General features: G+C 65.3%; 21 protein-coding genes, 1 tRNA gene and 1 pseudogene. 10 read left to right on the top strand and 13 right to left on the bottom strand.

Annotated elements, in window-relative coordinates:
* Nucleotides 1-98 precede the first annotated feature (98 nt).
* The 4 genes from addB (at nt 99) to GGD66_RS26895 (ending at nt 8,288) form a co-directional block, all read left to right on the top strand.
* Complete coding sequence (addB, locus tag GGD66_RS26910) at nt 99-3,245, top strand: double-strand break repair protein AddB (protein ID WP_183259497.1); 3,147 nt, start codon at nt 99-101, stop codon at nt 3,243-3,245.
* Nucleotides 3,239-6,748 carry a double-strand break repair helicase AddA gene (gene addA, locus GGD66_RS26905; RefSeq protein ID WP_183259496.1) on the top strand — a complete coding sequence of 1,170 codons (3,510 nt, stop codon included), beginning with the start codon at nt 3,239-3,241 and terminating at the stop codon, nt 6,746-6,748. Before addB ends, addA begins: the two co-directional genes overlap by 7 nt.
* 66 nt (nt 6,749-6,814) lie before the next feature.
* Nucleotides 6,815-7,135 carry a thioredoxin gene (gene trxA, locus GGD66_RS26900; RefSeq protein WP_008540017.1) on the top strand — a complete coding sequence of 107 codons (321 nt, stop codon included), beginning with the start codon at nt 6,815-6,817 and terminating at the stop codon, nt 7,133-7,135.
* 145 nt (nt 7,136-7,280) lie between these two features.
* Nucleotides 7,281-8,288: an ATP-dependent DNA ligase gene (locus GGD66_RS26895; RefSeq protein ID WP_183259619.1), complete on the top strand. Its 1,008-nt coding sequence runs from the start codon at nt 7,281-7,283 to the stop codon at nt 8,286-8,288.
* 15 nt (nt 8,289-8,303) lie between these two features.
* Here GGD66_RS26895 and GGD66_RS26890 read toward each other — a convergent pair whose 3' ends face one another.
* The 12 genes from GGD66_RS26890 to aroA all read right to left on the bottom strand — a co-directional run bounded on the left by GGD66_RS26890 (nt 8,304) and on the right by aroA (nt 20,513).
* The gene (locus GGD66_RS26890; protein ID WP_183259495.1) at nt 8,304-9,044 is read right to left on the bottom strand and encodes a metallophosphoesterase; all 741 of its coding nucleotides are present in this window, start codon (nt 9,042-9,044) and stop codon (nt 8,304-8,306) included.
* A 7-nt stretch (nt 9,045-9,051) separates the two neighbouring features.
* Nucleotides 9,052-10,395: a folylpolyglutamate synthase/dihydrofolate synthase family protein gene (locus GGD66_RS26885; protein ID WP_183259494.1), complete on the bottom strand. Its 1,344-nt coding sequence runs from the start codon at nt 10,393-10,395 to the stop codon at nt 9,052-9,054.
* Entirely contained in the window at nt 10,392-11,333 is a 942-nt protein-coding gene (gene accD / locus GGD66_RS26880; protein WP_183259493.1) for an acetyl-CoA carboxylase, carboxyltransferase subunit beta, read from the bottom strand. Before accD ends, GGD66_RS26885 begins: the two co-directional genes overlap by 4 nt.
* Nucleotides 11,334-11,507: 174 nt before the next feature.
* On the bottom strand, nt 11,508-12,344 hold the full coding sequence (gene trpA, locus GGD66_RS26875) for a tryptophan synthase subunit alpha (protein ID WP_183259492.1): 837 nt from the start codon (nt 12,342-12,344) through the stop codon (nt 11,508-11,510).
* Nucleotides 12,341-13,555 carry a tryptophan synthase subunit beta gene (gene trpB, locus GGD66_RS26870; protein WP_092251428.1) on the bottom strand — a complete coding sequence of 405 codons (1,215 nt, stop codon included), beginning with the start codon at nt 13,553-13,555 and terminating at the stop codon, nt 12,341-12,343. The genes trpA and trpB overlap by 4 nt, the downstream gene beginning before the upstream one ends.
* Nucleotides 13,552-14,235, bottom strand: a complete 684-nt coding sequence (locus tag GGD66_RS26865; protein ID WP_092251427.1) for a phosphoribosylanthranilate isomerase — start codon at nt 14,233-14,235, stop codon at nt 13,552-13,554. The genes trpB and GGD66_RS26865 overlap by 4 nt, the downstream gene beginning before the upstream one ends.
* Before the next feature lie 65 nt (nt 14,236-14,300).
* Nucleotides 14,301-14,693 (bottom strand): DUF1049 domain-containing protein, encoded by a 393-nt coding sequence (locus tag GGD66_RS26860; RefSeq protein WP_183259491.1) that lies wholly within the window; start codon nt 14,691-14,693, stop codon nt 14,301-14,303.
* Nucleotides 14,694-14,767: 74 nt separating this feature from the next.
* Entirely contained in the window at nt 14,768-15,073 is a 306-nt protein-coding gene (locus GGD66_RS26855; protein ID WP_007598410.1) for an integration host factor subunit beta, read from the bottom strand.
* 171 nt (nt 15,074-15,244) lie between these two features.
* Nucleotides 15,245-16,225, bottom strand: coding sequence for a signal peptide peptidase SppA (gene sppA / locus GGD66_RS26850; protein WP_179732576.1), 981 nt, complete (start codon nt 16,223-16,225; stop codon nt 15,245-15,247).
* A gap of 341 nt (nt 16,226-16,566) precedes the next feature.
* On the bottom strand, nt 16,567-18,273 hold the full coding sequence (gene rpsA, locus GGD66_RS26845; protein ID WP_028139473.1) for a 30S ribosomal protein S1: 1,707 nt from the start codon (nt 18,271-18,273) through the stop codon (nt 16,567-16,569).
* Between the two features lie 267 nt (nt 18,274-18,540).
* Nucleotides 18,541-19,179: a (d)CMP kinase gene (gene cmk, locus GGD66_RS26840; RefSeq protein WP_018323431.1), complete on the bottom strand. Its 639-nt coding sequence runs from the start codon at nt 19,177-19,179 to the stop codon at nt 18,541-18,543.
* A complete protein-coding gene (gene aroA, locus GGD66_RS26835) occupies nt 19,176-20,513 on the bottom strand; it encodes a 3-phosphoshikimate 1-carboxyvinyltransferase (protein WP_183259490.1) in 1,338 nt (445 codons plus the stop codon). The genes cmk and aroA overlap by 4 nt, the downstream gene beginning before the upstream one ends.
* Before the next feature lie 160 nt (nt 20,514-20,673).
* On the opposite strand from aroA, the gene GGD66_RS26830 reads away from it, so the two are divergent.
* The 3 genes and pseudogenes from GGD66_RS26830 (at nt 20,674) to GGD66_RS26820 (ending at nt 21,672) form a co-directional block, all read left to right on the top strand.
* Nucleotides 20,674-21,081 carry a TIGR02300 family protein gene (locus tag GGD66_RS26830; RefSeq protein WP_018323433.1) on the top strand — a complete coding sequence of 136 codons (408 nt, stop codon included), beginning with the start codon at nt 20,674-20,676 and terminating at the stop codon, nt 21,079-21,081.
* A 92-nt stretch (nt 21,082-21,173) separates the two neighbouring features.
* A tRNA-Ala gene (locus tag GGD66_RS26825) sits at nt 21,174-21,249 on the top strand.
* A 187-nt stretch (nt 21,250-21,436) separates the two neighbouring features.
* Nucleotides 21,437-21,672: pseudogene (locus GGD66_RS26820) on the top strand (GIY-YIG nuclease family protein).
* A 12-nt stretch (nt 21,673-21,684) separates the two neighbouring features.
* Here GGD66_RS26820 and GGD66_RS26815 read toward each other — a convergent pair.
* A complete protein-coding gene (locus GGD66_RS26815) occupies nt 21,685-22,143 on the bottom strand; it encodes a MarR family winged helix-turn-helix transcriptional regulator (RefSeq protein WP_179732572.1) in 459 nt (152 codons plus the stop codon).
* Nucleotides 22,144-22,298: 155 nt separating this feature from the next.
* Here GGD66_RS26815 and GGD66_RS26810 point away from each other — a divergent pair, with 155 nt between their 5' ends.
* The 3 genes from GGD66_RS26810 (at nt 22,299) to ugpB (ending at nt 25,669) form a co-directional block, all read left to right on the top strand.
* Nucleotides 22,299-22,724, top strand: a complete 426-nt coding sequence (locus tag GGD66_RS26810) for an organic hydroperoxide resistance protein (RefSeq protein WP_018323436.1) — start codon at nt 22,299-22,301, stop codon at nt 22,722-22,724.
* Nucleotides 22,725-22,912: 188 nt separating this feature from the next.
* Nucleotides 22,913-24,133, top strand: a complete 1,221-nt coding sequence (locus GGD66_RS26805; RefSeq protein ID WP_246788985.1) for a CaiB/BaiF CoA-transferase family protein — start codon at nt 22,913-22,915, stop codon at nt 24,131-24,133.
* A gap of 219 nt (nt 24,134-24,352) precedes the next feature.
* On the top strand, nt 24,353-25,669 hold the full coding sequence (ugpB, locus tag GGD66_RS26800) for a sn-glycerol-3-phosphate ABC transporter substrate-binding protein UgpB (RefSeq protein WP_018323438.1): 1,317 nt from the start codon (nt 24,353-24,355) through the stop codon (nt 25,667-25,669).
* Nucleotides 25,670-25,715: the final 46 nt, after the last annotated feature.

The raw sequence follows: 25,715 nt of genomic DNA, 5'->3' as shown, positions 1-25,715 counted from the left end.
CTGTCAGGTCTCGCGAACAGCGGGGACGATTTCGCCCCGCCCCATGACCATTTGACCCCGCCTCCCTATATTGCCTGATCCTTCGAATCAGGCAGCTCATGCGCGTCTTCAGCGTCCCCCTCTCAGTTCCATTCCTGCGCACGATCGTCGCGAGCCTGCTCGAGGGACGACTGGTCGAGGGATTCGAGGCGCGCAAGGAACCGGCGCGTCTGGCGGATGCGACGCTATACCTCCCGACACGGCGCGCGATGCGCGTGGTGCGCGAGATCTTCCTCGACGAGATGAAGGCCGATGCCGTGGTGCTGCCGCGCATCGTCGCGCTCGGCGACATCGACGAGGATGAGCTCGCCTTCGCCGACGAGGGCGAGCAGTTCTCCGGCGCGACGCCGCTCGACATACCGCCGCGGCTCGGCGAGCTCGAACGGCGGCTGACGCTGGCGCAACTGGTCGCGGCCTGGGCCAAGGGCCCGGTGCTGTCGCCACTGGTGGTCGGCGGGCCCGCTTCGACGCTGGCGCTCGCCGGCGACCTCGCGCGTCTGATCGACGACATGGTGACGCGCGGCGTCGACTGGAGCGCGCTCGACGGTCTCGTACCCGACAACCTCGACCGCTACTGGCAGCACTCGCTCGAATTTTTGCGGATCGCACGCATCGCCTGGCCCGGTCATCTCACCGAGATCAACCGGATTGAACCCGCAGCCCGGCGCGATCTCCTGATCGCGGCGGAAGCCAAGCGCCTGACCGCACATCCCTATGGGCCCGTGATCGCAGCGGGCTCGACCGGCTCGATGCCGGCCACCGCGAAATTCCTGCACGCGGTCGCCTCGTTGCCGCATGGCGCAGTGGTGCTGCCGGGCCTCGACACCGATCTCGACGACGACGCCTGGCGCAGCATCGGCGGCGTGCGCGACTCGCTCGGCAAGTTCGCGGAGCATCCGGCGTCGAACCATCCGCAATACGCGATGAACGCACTGCTGGATCGTTTTGGCATCAAGCGCAGCGACGTCGAGATCCTCCAGCCGCCGGCGGACGGCGGCCGCGATCTGCTCGCATCGGAATCGATGCGGCCGTCGGCCAAGACGGAAGTCTGGCACGATCGGCTGAAGCAGCCGGACGTCGCGGCGAAGATCGCCGGTGGCATGAAGAATCTCGCTGTCGTCGAAGCACCCAATCCTGAAATGGAAGCGCTCGCCATTGCCATCGCCATGCGCGAAGCACGGCATCTCGACAAATCGGCAGCGCTGGTGACGCCGGACCGCGCGCTGGCGCGGCGGGTGATGGCCGCGCTGACCCGATGGGATCTCGCCTTCGATGATTCCGGCGGCGACGTGCTGATGGAAACATCCGCCGGCGTCTTTGCGCGTCTCACGGCGGAAGCCGCGACCAAGGGACTGGAGCCACCGACGCTGCTGGCGATGCTGAAGCATCCGCTGTGCCGGCTCGGCCGGCTGCCTGGCGCATGGAAGGCGGCGATCGAAGATCTCGAGCTTGCAGTCCTGCGCGGCACGCGCCCGCCCGCGGGCACCGGCGGCCTGCTGCGCGAATTCAACCGCTTTCGCGACGAGCTGACAAAGCTGTGGCGCAGCGAGGTCTCCGCGCTTCACAAGGCCGAGCCCCGTGCGCGTCTCAAGGTCGAAAATATCGACCGCATCCAGACGCTGATCGACACCTTGCAGAAGGCGCTGGCGCCGATCGAGAATCTGGTGTCGGCCAAGCCATATGACTTTGCCGAACTCGCGCACCGGCATCGCGAGATCATGATCGAGCTGTCGCGCGACGAGCAGGGCATCCCGCTCGCCTTCGAGGAGCGCGAAGGCCTCGCGCTCGCCGGCGCCTTCGACGATCTCCTGCGCGGCGGCACGATCAGCGGATTGATGGTGACGCTGCCTGATTATGCCGACGTCTTCCAGACCGCTTTCAGCGATCGCGCCGTGAGGCGGCGAGACAAGCCGGGCGCGCGGCTGCAGATCTACGGCCCGCTGGAATCGCGCCTGATGCAGGCTGACCGCATCATCGTCGGCGGCCTGATCGAAGGCGTCTGGCCACCGGCTCCGCGCATCGACCCCTGGCTCAGCCGGCCGATGCGGCACGAGCTCGGTCTCGATCTGCCGGAGCGCCGCATCGGCCTCTCCGCCCACGATTTTGCTCAGCTGCTCGGCGGCGACGAGGTGATCCTCACCCATTCCGCCAAGGCCGGCGGCGCACCTGCGGTGGCTTCGCGCTTCCTTCATCGGCTGGAGGCGGTTGCGGGCGACGATCATTGGAAGGCGGCCGTTCGCGCCGGCGAGAAATATGTGCAGTTCGCGGGCGCGCTCGACCAACCGGACGAGGTCAGGCCGATCAAGCAGCCGGAGCCGCGGCCGCCGCGCGCGACGCGGCCCCTCAGGATGTCGGTGACCGCGATCGAAGACTGGCTGCGCGATCCCTACACGATCTACGCCAAACACATTTTGCGGCTCGATGCGCTCGATCCCGTCGACATGCCGCTGTCGGCCGCCGATCGTGGCTCGGCGATCCACGATGCGATCGGCGAGTTCACCGAGAGCTATGCGGCGAAGTTGCCCGACGATCCCGCCCGCGTGCTGCGCACGATCGGCGAGAAACATTTCGCGCCGCTGATGGAGCGGCCTGAGGCGCGGGCGCTGTGGTGGCCGCGTTTCCAGCGCATCGCGCGCTGGTTCGGCGAATGGGAGACCGCGCGCCGCGACGCGATCGAGGCCATCGTCGCGGAGACCCGCGGCGAGATTTCAATCATGCTCGACAGCGCGCGCAGCTTCCGCCTTTCCGCGCGCGCCGACCGCATCGAGCGGCGCCAGGGCGGCGGTTACGCCATCCTCGACTACAAGACCGGTCAGCCGCCGACCGGCAAGCAGGTCCGCATGGGCCTGTCGCCGCAGCTCACGCTGGAGGCCGCGATCCTGCGCGAGGGTGGCTTTCCCGATATCGACGCCGGCGCGTCGGTGAGCCAGCTCGTCTATGTGCGCCTGAGCGGCAACAATCCGCCGGGCGAGGAGCGCATCCTCGAGCTCAAGTACAAACCCGGCGATGAGCCGCAGCCGCCGGACACAGCAGCCGCCGAAGCGCGCGCCAAGCTTGAAGCCCTGATCCGTGCCTTCGACGACGAAAACCAGCCCTACACCTCGCTGAACCTGCCGATGTGGTCCAACCGCTACGGCACCTATGACGATCTCGCCCGGATCAAGGAATGGTCTGCGGCCGGCGGTTTGGGGATCGAGGAATGGTGAAGCTGCCACGCCCCATTCCCGACGAGGTGCGCGCGCGGCAGGCGCGTGCGTCCGATCCGACCGCGTCGGCGTTCGTGTCGGCCAATGCCGGCTCGGGCAAGACCCATGTGCTGGTGCAGCGGGTGATCCGCCTGCTGCTGTCGGGCGTGCCCCCGGAAAAGATCCTCTGCATCACCTTTACCAAAGCCGCCGCCGCCAACATGGCCGAGCGCGTGTTCACCACGCTTGGTCATTGGGTGACGCTGGATGATACCGGGCTCGACGCAGCGATCCGCGCTGTCGGCATTCCGCATCCCAGCGCGAAAATTCGGCGCAACGCGCGAAAACTGTTCGCCTGCGCGCTGGAAACGCCGGGCGGGCTGAAGGTGCAGACCATCCACGCGTTGTGCACGCGCCTGCTCCAGCAATTTCCGTTCGAGGCCAACGTGCCCGCGCGCTTTGCCGTGATCGACGAGCGCGACCAGACCGACATGATGGAGCGCGCCAATCTGAAGGTGCTGCTGGAGGCAGCCCGCGATCCCGAGAGCGTCACCGGCCGCGCATTGCTGACCGCAATGGCGAGCGCCGCCGACGTCACCTTCAAGGAGGTCGTGCGCGAGGCGTGCCTGAGCCGCGATCACTTCATGGCCTGGACGGATGAGGCCGGCAACGCCGAAGCCGCGGCGGCACAGATGGCGGCGGCGCTGGGCGTTGATGCGAGCGACCGCATCGAGGACGTCGAGACGGAGATTCTCGATGGACCCTATCTGCCGCGATCGCGCTGGGACGACATCGCCTTTGCGCTGGAGGACGGCAGCAAGTCCGACAACGACCAGGCCAGCCGGCTCCGCGAGGCCAAGGCGTTCTCCGGCAGCGCGCAGGTCGATGCCTATCTCTGCGTCTTCCTCACCGACGAAAAGCTGCCGCGCAAGGCCGTGCTGACCAAGAAATTTGGCGACCACAATCCGTCCGTCGCCCGCCTGTTCGAGTATGAGGCGCAGCGCATCAGCGGCTTGATCGAGAAGCGCCGCGCCGTGACCATGCGCGACCGCACTGCGGCCCTGCTGCATATCGCGACCGCGGCTGCCGCCAACTACCGCCGCGAGAAGCAGGAGCGCGGTCTGCTCGACTACGACGATCTCATCGACAAGACGCTGGCGATGCTGAACCGCGTCTCGTCGGGCTGGGTGCATTACAAGCTCGACCGCGGCGTCGATCACGTCCTGATCGACGAAGCCCAGGACACCAGCCCGCGACAATGGGACATCGTCGCGCACATCATCTCCGAATTTACCGCCGGCGAAGGCGCACGCGAAGGGCTGAACCGCACGGTGTTCGCGGTCGGCGACGAGAAGCAGTCGATCTTCTCGTTCCAGGGTGCAGCCCCGCACGAATTCGATGCGCGCCGGCGAGAGCTGCACCGCAAGTTCACCGCCGCCGGGCTGAAGTTCGACCCCGTGGCCTTCACCTATTCGTTCCGCTCGGGCGCCGCGATCCTGCACTCGGTCGACCACGTCTTCCGCGAGCAGGAGATCTACAAGAGCATCCATTCGGTCGAGATCGGCCATCCCCTGCACAACGCGCTCGCCGATGCAGGCCCTAGCGTGATCGAGCTGTGGGATCTGGCTGTCGCCGACGACCGCCAGGAGATCGAAGGCTGGCGCGCGCCGTTCGACGGCGTCGCTGTCACCAGCCCAGAAGTCAAGCTGGCGCGCCGCATCCAGGCCGAGATCAAGCGGCTGGTCGAGAGTGGCACGCTGACCGGGCACGAGGGCGAGCGCCGACCGCTGCGCTATGGCGACATGCTGATCCTGGTGCGCCGCCGCGGCAATGCCTTCGATGCCGTGATCCAGGCGCTGAAGCACGCTGGCGTTCCGGTGGCCGGCGCCGACAGGCTCAAGCTGACCGAGCACATCGCGATCATCGACCTGATGAACCTCGCTGATGCCCTGCTGCTGCCGCAGGACGATCTGGCGCTGGCGGTGGCGCTGAAGAGCCCGCTGTTCGGCCTCGATGACGACGATCTGTTCCAGCTTGCCCACGACCGCAAGGGATCGCTGCGCCGCGCACTCGGCGAGCATGCGAAGGGAAGCGAGAAGTTTGCGGCCGTGCTGCGGCGTCTGGAAGCCTGCGAGATTCGCGCGCGCGAGGAGACGCCGTTCGCCTTCTACGCCTGGCTGTTAGGGGGCGACGGTGGCCGCGCCCGTATTCTGCGCCGGCTCGGCTTTGAAGCCAACGACGCGCTCGACGAATTCCTGGAGCTGGCGCTGAGCTGTGAGCGCAAGGCGCCGGCGTCGCTGCAAGGCTTCATGGCCTGGCTGCGCTCGGCCGACACCGAGGTGAAGCGCGACATGGAGATCTCGCGCGACGAGGTGCGGGTGATGACCGTGCACGGCGCCAAGGGCCTGGAGGCCTCGGTCGTGTTCATGGTCGACACCACATCGTCGCCCGCGGACTCGCAGCGGGTCCGGCTGATCCACGTGCCGCGCGGCAATGGCGGCGAGGTCGTGGTCTGGGCTGGCCGCAAGGCGGACGATCCAAAGCCGGTCGCCGACGCGCGCAAGGCCATGCTCGAGGAGACCGAGGACGAGTATCGCCGCCTGCTCTACGTCGCGATGACGCGCGCGGCCGACCGCCTGATCGTCGGCGGTTGCATGCCCGGCAACATGAAGACGGTGCGCAAGCTGAGCTGGTACGACCTGGTCGACACTGGTCTCGCCGGCTCGGGCCTGGACAAGCAGACGATCGAGACGCCGCTCGGCAAGGTGACCCGATTCGCCCGACCGGAGGACGTCGCCGCGCTGGGCACGCCTGCGGCAGCAGTGGACCAGACGATCACATTGCCGGACTGGCTGCGAACACCGGCGCCGCACGAGACCGTTGACGACGATCTGGTGCGTCCGTCCGGCCAGTCAGCTGAGGAAGGCCGCAGCGTGCGGACAGGCGAATCGGTGCAATCGCGCGCGCTGGCGCTGCAGCGCGGCACGCTGGTGCACCGGCTGCTGCAATCCCTACCTGATATCGCTGCGGAGCGCCGGCGCGAGGCCGCGCTCGGCTTCATGGCGCGCAATGCCTCCGACTGGACCGAGGCCGACCGCGCCGCGTTGGCCGACAAGGTGCTGGCTTTGATCACTCAACCGCGCTTTGCGCCGGTGTTTGCCGCCGGCAGCCGGGCCGAGGTGGCCATCGCCGGCCGGCTAGAGCGGCCGGGCCGTGCGCCAGCGCTGGTGTCGGGGCAGATCGACCGGCTGGTCGTTCGTCCAGAGGAGGTTTTGATCGTCGATTTCAAGACCAACCAGGCGGCGCCCAAGAACGCGGCCGCAGCGCCCGCCGCCTATGTCCGGCAGCTTGCGCTGTACCGGGCGGTGCTGGCACAGCTTTATCCCCAAAAGCCTATCCGCGCCGTCCTGCTCTGGACAGAGGCCCTTGAATATATGGAGATTTCAGCCCCCGCGCTGGACGCGGCGCTGGCATCCCTTCATCTCGGTGTGAGCATCCTTGACCCGGCAAGGAGCCGTTCATAGGTTGACCCCATGATCCCGGGCGCGATTCCCATGCGCGCCGATTCTTTCAACGAGTGAGGTACTCCAATGGCCGTTAGCAAGGTTTCCGACGCCGATTTCGAAGCCGAAGTGCTCAAGGCGAACGGCCCCGTGGTCGTCGATTTCTGGGCCGAGTGGTGCGGCCCCTGCCGCATGATCGCGCCCGCTCTCGACGAGATCGCCGGCGCGATGGGCGACAAGGTCAAGATCGTCAAGCTGAACGTCGACGAGAGCCCGAAGACGGCGTCGAAGTACGGCGTGATGTCGATCCCGACCCTGATGATCTTCAAGGGTGGCGAGATGGCCTCCCGCCAGGTCGGCGCAGCGCCGAAGGCGAAGCTGCAGCAGTGGATCACCTCCGCGGTCTGATCCGCCTCGCACAAGTTTATTTTCGACAACGGCCGGCGAAATGCCGGCCGTTTGCGTTGACGGGACGTGTTCAGCGTATGACGAGTCCCGGCCCTTGCCTGCCCCTCCCACAAAGCGCGCGCGAAGATCGACCTCTCTCGTTGCCATGGAGGCGCGGTCGGTCGACGAAATTCCACGCGGCAAGGAATGGCAATACGAGCCGAAATGGGATGGCTTTCGCTGCCTGCTGTCGCGCGACGGCGGCCATGTCGATCTGCGCTCCAAATCCGGCGAGGATCTCGCCCGCTATTTCCCGGAAGTGGTCGCTGCCGCGCTGAAGCTGAAGGCCGACCGCTTCACGCTCGACGGCGAGATCGTCGTACCGCACGGCAAGAGCTTCTCATTCGACGCGCTGCTGCAACGCATTCACCCGGCTGCCAGCCGCGTGACGAAGCTCTCGCAGGAGACACCGGCGCTCTATCTCACCTTCGATCTTCTCGCGACTGCCCGGGAGAAGCAGCTTGCCAGCAAACCGCTCAGCGAACGCCGACCAGTACTGGAGGCTTTTGCGAAGGCCAATCTGACGGGGAGCCTCTTCCGCCTGTCACCGGCGACGACGAGCTACGCCACCGCGAAAAAATGGCTGGCGCAATCCGGCGGCGGCTCGGACGGCGTCATCGCCAAGCGCGTCGACCTGCCCTATCAGGCCGGCAATCGCGACGGCATGCAGAAGATCAAGAAATTCCGCAGCGCCGATTGCGTGGTCGGCGGCTTCCGCTACGCCACCAACAAGATCGCCGGGCGAAAGGTGGTCGGCTCGCTGCTGCTCGGGCTCTACGACGATGGTGGCTTGCTGCACCATGTCGGCTTCACATCCGCGATCAAGGCAGACCAGAAGCCCGCGCTGACCGACCGGGTGGAGGCGCTGATCGCAGAGCCCGGCTTCACCGGCAACGCGCCGGGCGGGCCGAGCCGCTGGTCCACCGAGCGCTCGGCAATATGGTGTCCGCTCAAACCGAAGCTGGTGATCGAAGTCTGCTACGACCATTTCAGCGGCGAACGCTTCCGCCACGGCACCTCGATTCTGCGCTGGCGCCCCGACAAGGCGCCGCGGCAATGCAGCTTCGAGCAGTTGAAGCAGAAGGCCGCGGATCCGATGAAGCTGCTGAAGTGAGCAGCCCGTGCCGTCTTAATTGATCCATCCCGTCGCCAGCGCGTTCGCCAGCTCCGGCTGGCCGTTGCGGCGCGCCAACGCCGCCATGGCCTCGTGATCATACGCGACGTGGCGGAATGTCACCTGCCAGGCACCATTAGCCAGTTCGAGAAACGCATAACGCGCATGCGGCGTGCCGGCTTCCACCACATGCGGATAAGGACGCTTGTCGCGATACCCGGGACTGCCGACGCTGCCGGGATTGACGATCAGCCGGCCATCGCGAAGTCGTACCGCGCGGGCGAGATGGGTGTGGGCGCAGAGGATCAGGGACTGACTGACGCCCAGTGCGAATTGCTCGATCCGGTCGAGCGGCGACAGCGCCACCGTGCCGTCGGGATGCACGGTATCAAGCCAATAGACTTCGTCGTTCTCGGGCGTCGCGTGGCAGAGGAACACCTGCTCGCGAAACACCCGCGTCATCGGCTGCGCGCGGAGCCAGTCCAGTTGCGCTGTATCAAGCGCTGCGTGGGCGGGACGATCCCACGAGCCCATTTTCTCCGGCGGACGATCCAGCAGGTAGCGGTCATGATTGCCGAGCACGTGCACGGCGTCGAGCTGCATCAGGATCTCGATGGTGCGGCGCGCATCGAGCGGCCCGCTCAGCATGTCGCCGAGATTGACGATGTCAGTGATGCCGTGGGCCCGGATGTCGGCGAGCACCGCCTCCAGCGCGAGATAGTTTCCGTGGACGTCGGCGATGGCGGCAAAGCGCATTGAAGCCTCATGCAGGAGGCGTGCCGTTGATCGCCAGCACGTGGCCGGCCAGATACAGCGAGCCTGATATCAGGATGCGCGGCGGCACCTCGTAGGCGAGCTTCGACAGGCCACGCAGTGCGGCTTCGACGCCCGAGACGGTCTCGACGCGCATGCCGAGGCTGCGCGCGGCGTCGGCGAGGCGATCGACCGGCATCGCGTTCTCGGTGTCGGGGATCGGCACCGCAATGATGTGACGGGTGAGACCGGCGAAATTGGCGAGGAAGCCCTGTGCATCCTTGTTGGCCATCATGCCGGCGATGACGACCAGCGGCCGCGACACCCGCTCCTCGAGATCGCCAAGCGCGGCGGCTGCCACACGGCCGCCTTCGGCATTGTGCCCGCCATCGAGCCAGATCTCCGAGCCCTGCGGTCCGAGAGCGAGCAGCTCGCCCGAGGTGATGCGCTGCATCCGCGCCGGCCATTCGGCACCGACGATGCCGGCCTCAAACGCCGCCTGATTGATCCCAAAGTTCGGAATCGCCCGCAGCGTCGCGATCGCAAGGCCGGCATTGTCGAACTGGTGGCGGCCGAACAACCGCGGCGCGGTGAGATCCATCAGGCCGCGATCGTCGGAATAGACCAGGCGGCCGTGCTCGACATTGACGTGCCAGCTCTCGTTCGCCGCAAACAGCGGCGCGCGCATGCGCCTGGCCTGCGCCTCGATCACCGCCATGGCTTCGCCCGCCTGCTCCGCGGAGATCACTGGCACGCCGCGCTTGATGATCGCCGCCTTCTCGCCCGCGATCAAAGTCAGGGTGTCCCCGAGAAAATCCATGTGGTCCATGCTGACGGGCGTGATCACGCAGGCCGCGGGCGTATCGACCACATTGGTCGAATCGAGCCGGCCGCCGAGGCCGACTTCGAGCAGCACCACGTCGGCCGGGTTCTGTGCAAACAGATGGAAGGCAGCCGCTGTTTTCAGCTCGAACAATGTCGCGGCTTCGCCGGCATTGACGCGCTCGACCTCTTCCAGGGCCGCGCGCAACTCGTCGTCACCGACCAGCACGCCGCCGCCAACGCGGCCGAGTCGGAAGCACTCGTTGATCCTGACGAGATAGGGCGAGGTGTAGGCGTGGACGCGCAGGCCTGCGGCCTCCAGCGTCGCGCGCAGGTAGGCGAGCGTCGATCCCTTGCCATTGGTGCCGGCGATGTGGATCACCGGCGGCAGCTTGCGTTCGGGGTGGCCGAGCCGTTCGAGCAGGCGGTGCATCCGCTCGAGCCCGAGATCGATGCGCTTCTGATGCAGGACCGACAGCCGCCCGATCAATTCACCGAGCGGCGTCTTCGCGCTGTCAGAGGACGCGTTCACGCGTGCGGCGCAGCCGGCGCCGTCTCGGCGGCCGATACGATCTGTGCCGGGCTGAGTACCGGCTGCATCGGCTTCGACGCGGTCTCCAGCGCCGGCGCCTTGGTCAGCAGGCGGCAGAGCCGCGCCAGGGTCGGACGCAGCTCGTGGCGATGCACGACCATGTCGACCATGCCGTGCTCTTTCAGATACTCGGCGCGCTGGAAACCTTCAGGCAGCTTCTCGCGGATGGTCTGCTCGATCACGCGGGCGCCGGCAAAGCCGATCAGCGCGCCGGGCTCGGCGATCTGCACGTCGCCGAGCATCGCATAGGACGCGGTGACACCGCCGGTGGTCGGGTTGGTCAGCACGACAATATAGGGCTGCTTGGCCTCACGCAGCATCTGCACCGCGACCGTCGTACGCGGCATCTGCATCAGCGACAAGATGCCTTCCTGCATGCGTGCGCCGCCGGATGCGGCGAACACGATGAACGGCGACCTCTTCTCGACTGCGAGCTCGAGCCCGCGGACGATGGCTTCGCCCGCGGCCATGCCGAGCGAACCGCCCATGAAATCGAAATCCTGCACGGCGACGACCACGGCGGAGCCTTCGAGCTTGCCGTAACCGACCTTGATCGCATCATTCAGATTCGTTCGGGCGCGCGCGTCCTTGATGCGGTCGACGTATTTCTTCTCATCGCGGAACTTGAGCGGGTCGGGCGTGACGTCGGGCAACGCGACGTCGAACCAGGTCTCGTTGTCGAAGATCGACTTCAAGCGCGCCACCGCGCCCATGCGCATGTGGTAGTTCGAACCGGGGATGACGAACTGGTTGGCCTCGACGTCCTTGTAGAACACGAGCTGCCCGGAATCCGGGCACTTGATCCACAGATTCTCCGGCGTCTCCCGCCGCAGCATGTTGCGGATCTTCGGCCGGACCACGTTGGTAAGCCAGTTCATGGTTTGCTCCGATGTGCGATGCCGCCTCGCGGATCGCCTGAAGGGATATATGGCGACCAGGCCGTTGCCCGGCAAGCCGCCGTGTCGTCCGCCTTAGAGCATGATCCGGAAAAGTGTGAAGCGGTTTTCCGACAAGATCATGCTCAAACTCAAGAGCTAAAGCGGAATTATGGCCTATTCCGCCGCCTGCTGCGCGCCCTTGACGCCTTGGGCCAGGGCGGCCGTCAGCTCGGCCACGGCGTTAACGGTTTTGCCGGTCGCCCGTCCCTCGGCGTCGAGGCTGTTCTTGAGCGCATCGACCAGCGCGGTGCCGACCACCGAACCATTGGCCTTCTCGGCAATGGCGCGCGCCGCCTCCGGCGTGCGGATGCCAAAACCAACGCATATCGGCAGCTTGGTATGCCGCTTGATGCGCGCGACGGCTTCACCGACGGCATTCGCGTCCGCCGCCGCTGCACCGGTGATGCCGGCAATCGAGACGTAATAGACAAAGCCGGATGTATTCGCGAGCACCGCCGGGAGGCGCTCGTCGTCGGTGGTCGGGGTCGCCAGGCGAATGAAGTTCAGGCCCGCCTTCAGCGCGGGAATGCAGAGCTCGTCGTCTTCCTCCGGCGGCAAATCGACGATGATGAGACCGTCGACGCCGGCCGTCTTGGCGTCAGCCAAAAACTTGTCGACGCCGTAAATGTAGATCGGATTGTAATAGCCCATCAGCACCAGCGGCGTGATGTTGTCGTCCTTGCGGAAGTCGCGCACCAGATTGAGCGTCTTCTTCAAGGTCATGCCTGCCTTGAGCGCACGCAGACCTGCAGCCTGGATCGAAGGACCATCGGCCATCGGATCGGTGAAGGGAATGCCGAGCTCGATGACGTCGGCGCCTGCCTTGGGCAGCGCCCTGACGATCTCGAGCGACGTCGCGAGATCGGGATCACCGGCCATCACATAGGTCACAAAGGCCGCGCGGCCCTCTTTCTTCAATTCGGCGAAACGGGTGTCGATACGCGTGGTCACTTCTTGCCCCTCAGGATATCGCCGACCTGCGGGACGTCCTTGTCGCCGCGGCCGGAGAGGTTGACGACCATCAGGTGATCTCTCGGCCGCTTCGGCGCGAGCTCCATCACCTTGGCGATGGCGTGCGCGGGCTCGAGCGCGGGGATGATGCCTTCGAGGCGCGACAGCAGCTGGAACGCGGCGAGCGCCTCGTCATCAGTCGCGGAGAGATAGTTCACGCGGCCGATCTCGTGCAGCCAGGAATGCTCGGGGCCGATGCCGGGATAGTCGAGGCCGGCCGAGATCGAGTGCGCATCCTGGATCTGGCCGTCGGCATCCATCAAGAGATAGGTGCGGTTGCCGTGCAGCACACCGGGACGGCCGCCCGCGATCGACGCCGCATGCAATTGCGTCAGGCCATGGCCCGCGGCTTCGACGCCGAATATCTCGACGGAGGGATCATCGAGGAACGGGTGAAACAGGCCCATCGCGTTGGAGCCGCCGCCGATGCAGGCGACCAGCGAATCCGGCAGGCGACCCTCGACTTCCTGCATCTGCGCCTTGGTCTCGTTGCCGATGATCGACTGGAAGTCACGCACCAGCGTCGGATAGGGATGCGGGCCGGCCACCGTGCCGATGCAGTAGAAGGTGTTGTGCACGTTGGTGACCCAGTCGCGCAGGGCCTCGTTCATGGCGTCCTTCAGCGTGCGCGTGCCCGACTGCACCGGGACCACCGTCGCACCCAGCATCTCCATGCGGATCACGTTGGGCTGCTGCCGCTCAACGTCGACGGCGCCCATATAGACCACGCATTCGAGCCCGAAGCGTGCGCACAGCGTCGCGGTGGCGACGCCGTGCTGGCCCGCGCCGGTCTCGGCGATGATGCGCTTCTTGCCCATGCGCCGCGCCAGCATGATCTGGCCGAGCACGTTGTTCACCTTGTGCGAACCGGTGTGGTTGAGCTCTTCGCGCTTCAGGTAAATCTTGGCGCCGCCGAGATGCTCGGTCAGGCGCTCGGCGAAATAGAGCGGCGAGGGCCGGCCGACATAATGCGTGAGGTAGCCGTTCATCTCGGCCTGGAAGGCCGGATCGGCCTTGGCCTCGGTGTAGGCCTTCTCCAGATCGAGGATCAGCGGCATCAGGGTTTCGGCGACAAAGCGGCCGCCGAAGATGCCGAAATGGCCGCGATCGTCAGGACCGCTGCGATAGGAATTGGGTTTGGCGACGTTCATCGAACACTCAACTCTTGGCTGGACTCTTGACGGGGCTCTTGGCTGGCGCGCGCGGCGCGAATGAAGGCCTTGATCATCTCGGGATCCTTGACCCCAGGGGCGCTCTCGACGCCGGAGGAGACGTCGACGCCGCCGGCGCGGGTGACGCGGAGAGCTTCCGCGAGGTTATCGGCATGAAGCCCGCCCGAGACCATGTAGGGTAGCTTCAGGTCGAGGTTTTCGAGCAGGTGCCAGTCGAAGGGCTCCCCGAGGCCGCCGGGCCGGGTCGCATCCTTCGGCGCGCGGGCATCGAACAGGATGCGGTCGGCGATCGCGGCATAGCCGGGCAACACGGCGAGATCCGCCGCGGTCGCGACCGGGACCGCCTTCATCACCGGGCGGCCGAACCGCTGCTTGATGTCGCGCAGCCGCGCCACGCTCTCCTTGCCGTGCAGCTGGAAAATGTCCGGCGACAGCGCGTCCATGATGTTGTCGAGCGTCGCATCGTCGGCATCGACCGTGAGCGCCACCTTGAGCGCACGCCCCTTCACCTGGCGGCCGAGATCGCGACCAAGCTCCAGGGACAGGTGCCGCGGCGAAGGCGGGAAGAACACGAATCCCACCATATCCGCACCCGCCTCGAGCGCCGTTTGAAGCGTCTCGCGCGTGGACAGGCCGCAGATCTTGACGAGCAGGGACATGGTCTCAAAGCAAATGGAGGCCGCAAGGTGCGGCCGGAAAACAGGGTTTTCGGTCGGGGCCGCTTCTACAACGTCGCGCGCTGCTTGTCTCGCCCGATGGGCCCGTAAAGCCCGACCCCGGAGGGAACGGGCAGGCGCTGCGAGCCGGGCTTTGCCGCGGCCGCCTGGGCCCGCAAATCGGCCAGTTCGGCCCTGGCGACCCGTGAATCCGCCTCGTGCCGGCGCGCCGCGCGGCGCCAGTGCCGCTGGCCGAGCCAGACGGCGGAGCCGCCGGCGAAGACGCCGAGGGCGGCGACCAGGATCAGGAGCAGGAACAGCGGCAGCGTGACCGACAATGACGGGTCGTTCGCAATGAACGGGTCGAACGAGACCGTGACGAAGTGCCGGTTGGCAACGGCGAAGGCCACCAGGATCAGGCCCAGCGGAATCACGATCAGCGCGGTCAGGAACTTTCGCATCGCGATCGCTCGTCTTGAATCAAGCTTGCGGCCGCATCATGCGGCTATCAGGTTAAACCCCGACGACGACAGCCTCAGTCGGGCGCGCCGGGATCCGGATGGTCGCGGTTCAGCCGCTCGCGCATTTCCTTGCCGGTCTTGAAGAACGGAACGCTCTTCTGATCGACGGGCACATGCGCGCCGGTGCGTGGATTGCGCCCGGCGCGTGCGGGGCGGTGCTTGACCGAGAAGGCACCGAAGCCGCGCAACTCGACGCGGTCACCGCGCGCGAGGGCCGCTACGATCTCTTCGAGAATCGCATTCACAATGTTCTCGACATCCCGCTGGTACAGATGCGGGTTGTGCTCGGCGATACGCTGAACAAGTTCGGATTTGATCATCGAGAGATAGGACCCGGAAGCGTGCGGATGACCATTTCCGTGAAAATACCTTGATCTGTCAAGACGCTAAATCAAGGTTGAGCGTCGTGAAAATGCGTGACAAATGCCGAAAAAGCGGGCTGGCCCGACGCCCGTCAGACGGGAAAACCCTCAGGCGCTCGCCCAACCCCCTCAATTTGAGGCGGCCGGTTGCCACAGGGCCAGCATTCCATCCATTCCGAACCGATCGACCGCCTGCGCGACGCCGGTTTGCCCGATTTGATGCGCAATCGAGCCCAAACCAAGCGCTTCCAGCGTGACGGCGGCCGCCGTCTTGAGGAATGGCAGATCGCCAAAGCGCGGCTGGAGCTTGTAGTCGCGCACGGAGAGCCCCTTCTTGACACCCTTCTGCTCGACCAGCCAGGTCACCGCCGTCTTCTCGTCACCGATCTGATCGATCAGCTTGAGATCGATCGCCTGGCGCCCGGTGAAGACGCGGCCATCAGCCACTTTCTCGAGCTGCGTGTCATCCATGCCACGCCGCTCCTTCACCAATCCCCTGAACCAGGCATAGGAATCCCTCACCAGCGCATCGAGCGCGGCCCGTGCTTCCGGGCTGGTCGGCTCAAAACCGTTGGGCGCAGCCTTCAGCGGCGACGACTTCACCTCCTCGACCTTGACGCCGATGGTCTTCAGGAGCTCGCTGACGTTGGGATATTGGAACAGCACACCGATCGACCCGACCAGCGAGCTCTGCTGCGCGATGATGTGGTCGCTGGCAATCGCCGTGATGTAGCCCCCGGACGCAGCCAGGCCCTCAACCACCACGACGAGCGGCTTCTTCGCCTTCAGCCGGACAAGCGAATCGTAGAGCTGCTCGGAGCCGGCGGTGGTGCCGCCCGGCGAGTTGATGTGAATGATGACGGCGGCGGCCTGCGAATTCTCCAGCCGCTCCAGCGCCTGCGTGCGATCGGAATCGCTGCGGATCAGGCCCTCGATCTGGACCCGCGCGATCGAGCCGGCGGATGCGAACGTGCCCCGCGTACCCGGTGTCACGACCAGCGCAAAGCCCGCAATCGCCGCAATCGCGATCAGCGCAGCCACCACGCGCCAGAACGTTAGCTTGCGGCGGATCCTGCGGCGATCGACGATGATGTCCGAATCGAGCGACATCTAGATATCTCCAAATGAAAGGCCGGACGCGTTGTGCCCTCACAGCGTGACCAACGCCCTATCTGGATACATCAATTGCGGCGCAATTTGAAGAAAACAAGGCTGTGAGCGCGGTGGGGCCCGGTACCCCGCCACACCCTCGCTGTCGTCCCTGCGAACGCAGAGACCCATAACCACAGGGAGAAGTTGTCGTGCAAAGCTCGCACTCCGGGTCTTCGCCAAACTCAATCCGGTGGTCTGCGCTGAGACTTGTCCGGGACGACAGCGGAGCTTGTGGAGACAGCAAACAAAAAAGCCCCGGCTCACGCCGGGGCTTTGATGCAGCGAAACGAACGTCTCGCTTACTTGCTGTCGCGGTTCTTGAGCGCGGTGCCGAGGATGTCGCCGAGCGTTGCTCCCGAATCGGAGGAGCCGTACTGCGCGATGGCTTCCTTTTCTTCGGCGACCTCGAGCGCCTTGATCGACACCTGGACCTTGCGGGCCTTCTTGTCGAACTGGATCACGCGGGCATCGACCTTCTCACCGACGGCAAAGCGTTCGGCGCGCTGGTCGTTGCGGTCACGGGCGAGCTCGGAGCGCTTGATGAAGGTCGAGAAGTCGGTACCGGTGATCTTCACCTCGATGCCGCTTTCCTTCACTTCGAGCACTTCGCAGGTCACGACCGCGCCCTTCTTGACATCGCCCGGCTCGGCGAAGGGGTCGCCTTCGAGCTGCTTGATGCCGAGCGAGATACGCTCCTTCTCGACGTCCACATCGAGCACCACGGCCTTCACCATGTCGCCCTTCTTGTAGTTGTCGATCACCTGCTCGCCCGGAAGCTTCCAGTCGAGGTCGGAGAGATGGACCATGCCGTCGACGTCGCCCTCGAGACCCAGGAACAGACCGAACTCGGTCTTGTTCTTGACCTCGCCCTCGACGGTCGAACCGGTCGGGTGACCTTCAACGAAGACCTCCCAGGGGTTGCGCATGGTCTGCTTGAGGCCGAGCGAGATGCGGCGCTTGACGGAATCGACTTCCAGCACCTGCACTTCGACTTCCTGCGAGGTCGAAACGATCTTGCCGGGGTGCATGTTCTTCTTGGTCCACGACATCTCCGAGACGTGGATCAGGCCTTCGATGCCCGGCTCGAGCTCGACGAACGCACCGTAGTCGGTGATGTTGGTGACGCGGCCGGTGAAGCGGGCACCCAGCGGGTACTTGGCTTCGATGCCCTGCCACGGATCGTCCAGCAGCTGCTTCATGCCCAGCGAGATGCGGTGCGTCTCGTGGTTGATCTTGATGATCTTGACCTTCACGGTCTGGCCGATCGAGAGCACCTCGGTCGGGTGGTTGACGCGGCGCCACGCGATGTCGGTGACGTGCAGCAGGCCGTCGATGCCGCCGAGATCAACGAACGCACCGTAATCGGTGATGTTCTTGACCACGCCGTCGATGACCTGACCCTCTTCGAGGTTCTGCACCAGCTCCTGACGCTGCTCGGCGCGGGTCTCTTCGAGAACCGTGCGGCGAGACACGACGATGTTGCCGCGGCGGCGATCCATCTTCAGGATCTGGAACGGCTGCGAGTTGTTCATCAGCGGCGCAACGTCGCGGATCGGACGGATGTCGACCTGCGAGCGCGGCAGGAAGGCCACGGCACCGTCGAGGTCGACGGTGAAGCCGCCCTTGACCTGGTTGAAGATGACGCCGTTGACCTTCTCGTTGTTCTGGAACGCCTTCTCGAGCTTGCCCCAGCTCTCCTCGCGGCGGGCCTTGTCGCGCGACAGCACGGCTTCGCCGAGCGCGTTCTCGATGCGATCGAGGAACACTTCAACCTCGTCGCCGACCTTCAGTTCACTGTCACGGCCGGGGCCGGAAAATTCGCGCAGGGCGACGCGGCCCTCGGTCTTCAGGCCGACGTCGATGACGGCCATGTCCTTTTCAATTGCAACAACCTTGCCCTTGACGACGGAGCTCTCCTGCAGGTTGCCACCTGCGAAGGACTCGTCGAGCATCGCGGCGAAATCGTCGCGCGACGGGCTATAGGTATCAGCAGAAGTCGAAGCCATTTGTTCTCCAGTTGCGGATGTCGTGCCGGCCGTTGGGTTCATGGGCGCATCGCACGCGCAGTGTCGGAAGGTCCGCAAGACCTTCGAGCGACCGCTCGCTGCTCCGGCCTGAGAGGCGGAACAGCGGAAGCGGGCCGGCTGAGGCCCGCGCGTTCGATACGTGGAAATCTTGTGTCCGGAGCCTGGATCGCGTCGGCCCCAAACAGGGGACCGAGGTATCGACCTCAAAGAGCGGGAGCGGGCACTTCCTCCAATGACGGCGGCGGCTTAACCCCGCGACCGGCCCGCTCGGACGGCCTCGATAATGTCGATGGCGGCCCGGACGCCGCCTTCTATATCCAGTTGGGAGTTATCTAGCAAGTAAGCATCGGCGGCCGGTTTCAGGGGGGCAATCGGCCGGTTCTTGTCTCGTTCGTCGCGCTGGATGATGTCGGCCAGCACGGCGGCCTCGTCGGCCTCCTCGCCCCTCGCCTTGGCCTCCATGGTCCGGCGGCGGGCCCGGACTTTTGGGTCGGCGACGACGAAAATCTTCACGTCGGCATGCGGGCAGATCACGGTTCCAATGTCCCGGCCGTCCAGCACCGCTCCAGGTGGATCGGCGGCGAATTGCCGCTGAAAATTGACCAGGACCTCGCGAACCCTCGGGATCGCCGAGACGATGGAGGCGCCCTCTCCGGCCTTCTGGGTCTTCAGGGCCGGATTGCCGAACTTCTCGGGATCGAGTTCCAGCGCCGCGGCGACCGCAGCCGCCTCGTCCCGGAGATCGTGACCGGACTGCATCAGGGCATAGGCCACCGCGCGATAGATCACGCCGGTATCGAGATGACGGTAGCCGTAATGGTGGGCGAGACGCTTGCCGAGCGTCCCCTTGCCCGAGGCCGCGGGTCCGTCGATGGCGATGATCATGAAAACTCGGCCCCTAGCGAACGCATCATCGGAATGAAGTCCGGGAAACTGGTGGCGATGAAGGTGGTATCGTCGACGGTCACCGGCTGATCGGAGGCGCAGCCCATCACCAAGGCAGACATCGCGATGCGATGGTCCATGTGGGTCGCGACTGTGCCGCCACCGGGGACGTGACCGCGGCCTTCGACGATCAGATCATCGCCGGAGACCTCGACCTTCACGCCATTGACGCGGAGCATGGCGGCCGTGGCCTCAAGGCGATCCGATTCCTTGACGCGCAGCTCCTGCAGGCCGCGCATGATCGTCGTGCCCTCGGCGAAGGCGGCTGCCACCGCCAGCACGAGATATTCATCGATCATCGAGGGCGCGCGCTCCGGCGGCACCACGACGCCGCGCAGCTTCGAGGCGCGCACGCGCAGCTTCGCCATCGGCTCGCCGGCGTCCCCGCGAACTTCGCTCTCCTCGATCGAGGCGCCCATTTCGCGCAGTGTGGTGAACAGGCCGGTGCGCAGCGGATTGGTCATGACATCCGACAGGGTGACATCGGAGCCCTCGACGATCAGCGCTGCGACCACCGGGAAGGCCGCCGAGGAGGGATCGGCCGGCACCACCACATTGGCGCCGTGCAGCTCGGGCTGGCCTTTGAGCGTGATACGGCGGCCGTGCACGCCCTCCCGTGCCGAGGTGATGTCGGCACCAAAATGCTTCAGCATCAATTCGGTGTGGTCGCGGCTGGCCTCGGTCTCGATAACCGTCGTGGTGCCAGGGGCGGCGAGGCCCGCCAGCAGCACCGCCGATTTGATCTGGGCCGAGGCGACGGGGGTCTTGTAAGTGATCGGCAGTGGATCGCGCGCGCCCTGGAGGGTCAGGGGCAGACGGCCGCCTTCACTGCCGGAGATAACCTTGGCGCCCATCTTTTCCAGGGGATCGAGGATCCGGCGCATCGGGCGGCTGCGCAGCGAGGCGTCACCGTCGAAAACCGCCGAGATCGGGCAGCCGGCGACGGCGCCCATCACCAGCCGGCAGCCGGTGCCGGAGTTCCCGAAATCCAGCGCTTCCTTGGGCTGGGCGAAGCCCGCGACGCCGACGCCCTGCACTTTCCAGGCAAAATCGCCGGTCCGCTCCACGGTGGCGCCCAGCGCCTGCATCGATTTGGCGGTGTTGAGGACGTCCTCGCCCTCCAGCAGGCCCGAAATCCTGGTCTCGCCGACAGCGAGCGCGCCGAGGATGAGGGCACGGTGGGAGATCGATTTGTCCCCGGGCACCCGTACTTTCCCGGTCAGGGGCCCGCTGGCGCGTGCCTGGAGCGGCCTCGTTTGGTCGGAATGGGTCACGATTGTGTCCTTGGATGCGCCCTCGAGGGGGCTGGGGGCAGGTACCACATGGTCTGCGCCCCGTCACGGGCATGTCGTTCTCCCGTAATGCGCTATTGACAGCGGGCCGCCAACTAGCCAAGTGAAACACCGCTTTTCAGACATTCCCAGGATTCCTGCCGTGGCCAAGTCCGAACTCGGAACCAAACGTATTTGCCCAACCACGGGCAAGAAGTTCTATGACCTCAACAAGAATCCGGTGATCTCGCCCTATACCGGCGAAGTCGTGCCGATCGCCCCGGTCGCGCCCGCGCGCATGCCCCGCGGCGCCGAAGCCCGGCACGCAGCGACGGCGGACGCCACGCCTGAGCCGGCAGAAGTCGAGGAGGTCTCGCTCGAGGAGGCCGACGCCGAGGAGAACACCGGCAAGGTCAAGGCCGCCGTGCCCGAATCCGAGGACGATATCGAGGTCGATGAGACCCTCGATGACGACGATGACGATGATTCGACCTTCATTGCCGACGAAGAAGAGGGCGATGAGGACGTGACCGACATCATTGGTGATGTCGGAGGTGATGAAGAGACTTGAGATCAGCCCTGATCTGTGAAAAAGGGTGCACCGCGCGAGTCACCAGGACTCGCCGGTGCGGGTGATCCACCAGGATCCCCGCAAGGACTAAAGGGGCCATAGCTCAGCTGGGAGAGCGCTTGCATGGCATGCAAGAGGTCGGCGGTTCGATCCCGCCTGGCTCCACCAGCCTTCGCTCGCTTCGCGAGCTTCGGCTAGGCAAGCCTGGGGAAGTCTCTCGTAGCGAAGTGAGCGAAGGCTGCCCCGCCATAGCCCGAAGGGCGTCGGCGGGCTCAAGCTGATATCCACGCTGCATCGAAGCAACACGCTAAACGTGCCTTGAAGCTGCTATCCTACCCTCCGGGGAGGAAGCAGAATGAAATACGTCTATATCCTCGAAAGTCTCGATTCCGAGCACTTCTATGTCGGCATCACGGATGATTTGCGGGCACGCTTGGCGAAGCACAACGCAGGCGAAGTACCGCACACCTCCAAATTTGGACCTTGGCGAGTTAGGACCTATTCGCCTTCGACGACGCTGCACGCGCTGTTGCGTTCGAGCGATATCTGAAATCTGGCTCAGGACGCGCTTTCGCAAAGAAGCATTTCTGATCGCCGAACCCCCTACTCCCCGATCACCGCATTCAGCCGGTCCCGTAGCGCGACGATCTCGTCCTTCATCGACACCAGTTCCGACACCGAGCAGTCCGACGCCGCCAGGATCGACTGCGGCACGCTGCGGGCTTTTTCCTTCAGTGCATGGCCCTGCGCCGTCAGCGCGATCAGGACCTGACGCTCGTCTTCGCTCGAGCGGGTGCGCTTGACGAGATGGGCGGCCTCGAGCCGCTTGAGCAGCGGCGTCAGCGTGCCCGAATCCAGGAACAGCCGCTCGCCGATGTCCTTGACCGGCACGTCGTCGCGCTCCCACAGCACCAGCATCACCAGATATTGCGGATAGGTCAGGCCGAGCCGATCCAGCAGCGGCTTGTAGACGCGGTTGAAGGCGTGCGCGGCCGAATAGACCGCGAAGCAGATCTGGTTGTCGAGGCGTTGCGGATCGAGGGTCGATAGCTTCCGGGGCATGGAGAATCTCACGGGATTTCCTCCCATTCTGGGGCCGGCGGGCGGCATATTCAATTGCGAACAATTAAATGTGAGCCATGCTAATTTCAATTGCGCGCAATCAAATTGTTTGCGATACAGAGCGCACCCCAACCGGAAGACCCGAGGAGACGACAATGTCCGTGAATGTCCTCTACAAGACCAGCGCCAAGGCCACCGGCGGCCGTGATGGCCATGCTGCAACGCTCGACGGCGCGCTCGACGTCAAGCTCACCACGCCGAAGGAGCTCGGCGGCGGCGGCGGCGCCGGCAACAATCCCGAGCAGCTGTTCGCGGCCGGCTATGCCGCCTGCTTCATCGGCGCGATGAAGTTCGTGTCGTCGCAGGGCGGGCCGAAGGTTCCGGCCGATGCCTCCGTCACCTCGACCGTCGGCATCGGCCCGCGCTCCGAGGGCGGCTTCGGTCTCGACATCGATCTCGCCGTCTCGCTGCCGGGCCTCGCCCGCGCGGAAGCCGAGGCGCTGGTCGAGAAGGCGCACCAGGTGTGCCCGTACTCCAATGCCACGCGCGGCAATGTCGACGTTCGCCTGACGGTCGTCTGATCGCGACGGCGGATTGGCTGGCCCGGGATCCCCCTCGGGCCGGCCGCTTCCGTTGATCTGCCAATCCTGATTTGCCACGCCGCGGCATGCGGCCGGCAGTGCATACGCCCCTACGCAACAGGCCATTGCTGGCTTGTGCGAACCTCGCTAGGCCTGTGACCAAATATCGACACAGGGGAAGCGAAGGCATGAGTTCTGAAGCCGCCAGTTCTGAAGCCGCATTGGGCGCAATGAGCGGATTGCGCGTCATCGATCTCACGCGCGTGCTCGGCGGTCCCTACTGCACCCAGATCCTCGCCGACCACGGCGCCGACGTGATCAAGGTCGAGCCGCCCGCGGGCGACGAGGTGCGTGAATGGGGCCCTCCCTTCCACGAGGAGGACGCGGCCTATTTCGTCGGCATCAACCGCAACAAGCGCTCGATCGGCCTCGACCTCGCCTCCGAGGGCGGACGTGCCGTGCTGCTCAAGATGCTTGAGACAGCCGACGTCCTGATTGAGAATTTCAAGCCGGGCACGCTGGAGAAATGGGGCATCGGCAACGACGTGCTCAGCAAGAAATTTCCGCGCCTCGTGCATTGCCGGATCTGCGGCTTCGGCGCCGACGGCCCGCGCGGCGGCAATCCCGGCTATGACGCCATCATCCAGGCCATGACCGGCATGATCGCCGCGACCGGCTCGCCCGAGAGCGGACCGATGCGGATCGGCGTGCCCTTGGTCGACATCACCACCGGACTTTATGCCGCGATCGGCATCCTGATGGCGCTGTCGGAGCGGCAGCGTTCCGGCAAGGGCCAATTCCTGGAGACGACGCTGTACGAGACCGGCCTTGCCATCATGCATCCGCACACCGCGAATTATTTCATGCATGGCAAGCCGCCGAGCCTCACCGGCAACGAGCATCCGAACCTCGTGCCTTACGCGATCTTCCCGACCAAGACCGACAACATCTTTATCGGCGTCGGCAATGACGGCACCTTCCGCAAGCTCGCCAAGGAGATCGGCAAGCCCGAGCTCGGCACCGATTCGCGCTTCGCCCGCAACAAGGACCGCATCGCCAACCGCGAGGCGCTGCGCGCCGAGCTTGCTGCCGTGTTCAGCCAGCACGAGGCCGAGCCGCTGTGCAATCGCCTGCTCGCCGCGGGCCTGCCCGCAGGGCCCGTGCAGAAGATCGACCAGGCGTTGACCAACCCGCACACGATCGCCCGCGGCGATATTCTCGAGAAGGACTGGTACAAGGGCGTCGCATCGCCGATCCGGCTCGACCGCAGCAAGCCGAGCCTGCGCCGGCTGCCGCCGAAATTCAGCCAGCACTCCCAGGAGGTGCTGGGCGAGTTCGGCTACTCCAAGGCCGAGATCGACGCGATGGTCGAGAAGGGCACCGTCTGCGGTCCCGAGCGCAAGCGCTAGAGGCGACCACCTCCGTCCAACGAATGATGCCGCACTGCGGCGCGGGGCACGATAGTGCACCGCGAACGGAGGAGGCTGCCCGCTCCGTCTTCGCCTATTTGCCGGCTTCCCTTTTCCAGCGCTTGCCGCTTTCGTTTCGGCCGCTTACACAGTCATGTGAACGTCATATGGCGCTGCTAGCGCAAGCGCTTCTTTTGACGGCCAAGGGAGGTTTACTTGATGGCTCTTCGACACTTTGGGGCGGCTGCCGCATTTGCACTCACGGTTGGCATGACGGCCTCGCCGGCGCTGGCCGTGACGGAAATCCAGTGGTGGCACGCGATGACCGGCGCCAACAACGACGTCATCGTCAAGCTCGCCAACGACTTCAACGCGTCGCAGAGCGACTTCAAGGTCGTTCCGACCTACAAGGGCAATTACGCCGACACCATGAACGCGGGCATCGCGGCGTTCCGTGCCGGCAACGCGCCGCACATCATGCAGGTGTTCGAGGTCGGCACCGCCACCATGATGGCTGCGACCGGCGCCGTGAAGCCCGTCTACAAGCTGATGGCCGAGGCCGGCGAGAAGTTCGATCCCAAGATCTACCTGCCCGCCATCACCGGCTACTACTCGACCTCGAAGGGCGAGATGCTGTCGTTCCCCTTCAACTCGTCGTCCACCGTCATGTGGGTCAATCTCGACGAGCTGAAGAAGGCCAATGTCGCGATCCCGAAGACCTGGCCCGAAACGTTCGAGGCAGCCAAGAAGCTGAAGGCTGCCGGTCATGACACCTGCGGCTTCTCCGGCTCGTGGGTCACCTGGGTCAATCTCGAGCAGCTCTCCGCCTGGCACAACGTGCCGCTCGCCAGCAAGGCCAACGGCCTCGACGGCTTCGACACCAAGCTCGAGTTCAACGGGCCGCTCCAGGTCAAGCATCTCGAAAACCTGGTCGAGCTCCAGAAGACCAAGGTCTACGACTATGCCGGCCGCACCAACACCGGCGAAGGCCGCTTCACCTCGGGCGAATGCCCGATCTACCTGACCTCGTCGGCCTTCTTCGGCAACGTCAAGGCCCAGGCCAAGTTCAACTTCACCGCTGTGCCGATGCCGTATTATCCGGAGGCAAAGGGTGCGCCGCAGAACTCGATCATCGGCGGCGCTTCGCTCTGGGTCATGGGCGGCAAGCCGGCCGACGAATACAAGGGCGTCGCAAAATTCCTGACCTTCCTCTCGGACACCGATCGTCAGGTCTACATCCACAAGGCCTCGGGCTATCTGCCGATCACCAAGGCGGCCTATGAGAAGGCCAAGGCCGAGGGCTTCTACAAGGACCAGCCCTATCTCGAGACCCCGCTGCTCGAGCTGACCAACAAGGAGCCGACCGAGAACTCGCGCGGTCTGCGCCTCGGCAACATGGTCCAGCTGCGTGACGTCTGGTCGGAAGAGATCGAGCAGGCGCTGGCCGGCAAGAAGACAGCCAAGCAGGCGCTGGATGCCGCCGTCGAGCGCGGCAACACGATGCTGCGGCAGTTCGAAAAGACCGCCGTCAAGTGAGGCGATGACGGCAGGCCGGTCCCCCGGCCTGCCGCTTTCGGCGGGC

This window comes from Bradyrhizobium sp. CIR48 (assembly GCF_014198315.1).
Classification (GTDB): domain Bacteria; phylum Pseudomonadota; class Alphaproteobacteria; order Rhizobiales; family Xanthobacteraceae; genus Bradyrhizobium.
This window is presented reverse-complemented; position numbering and strand designations above follow the sequence as displayed.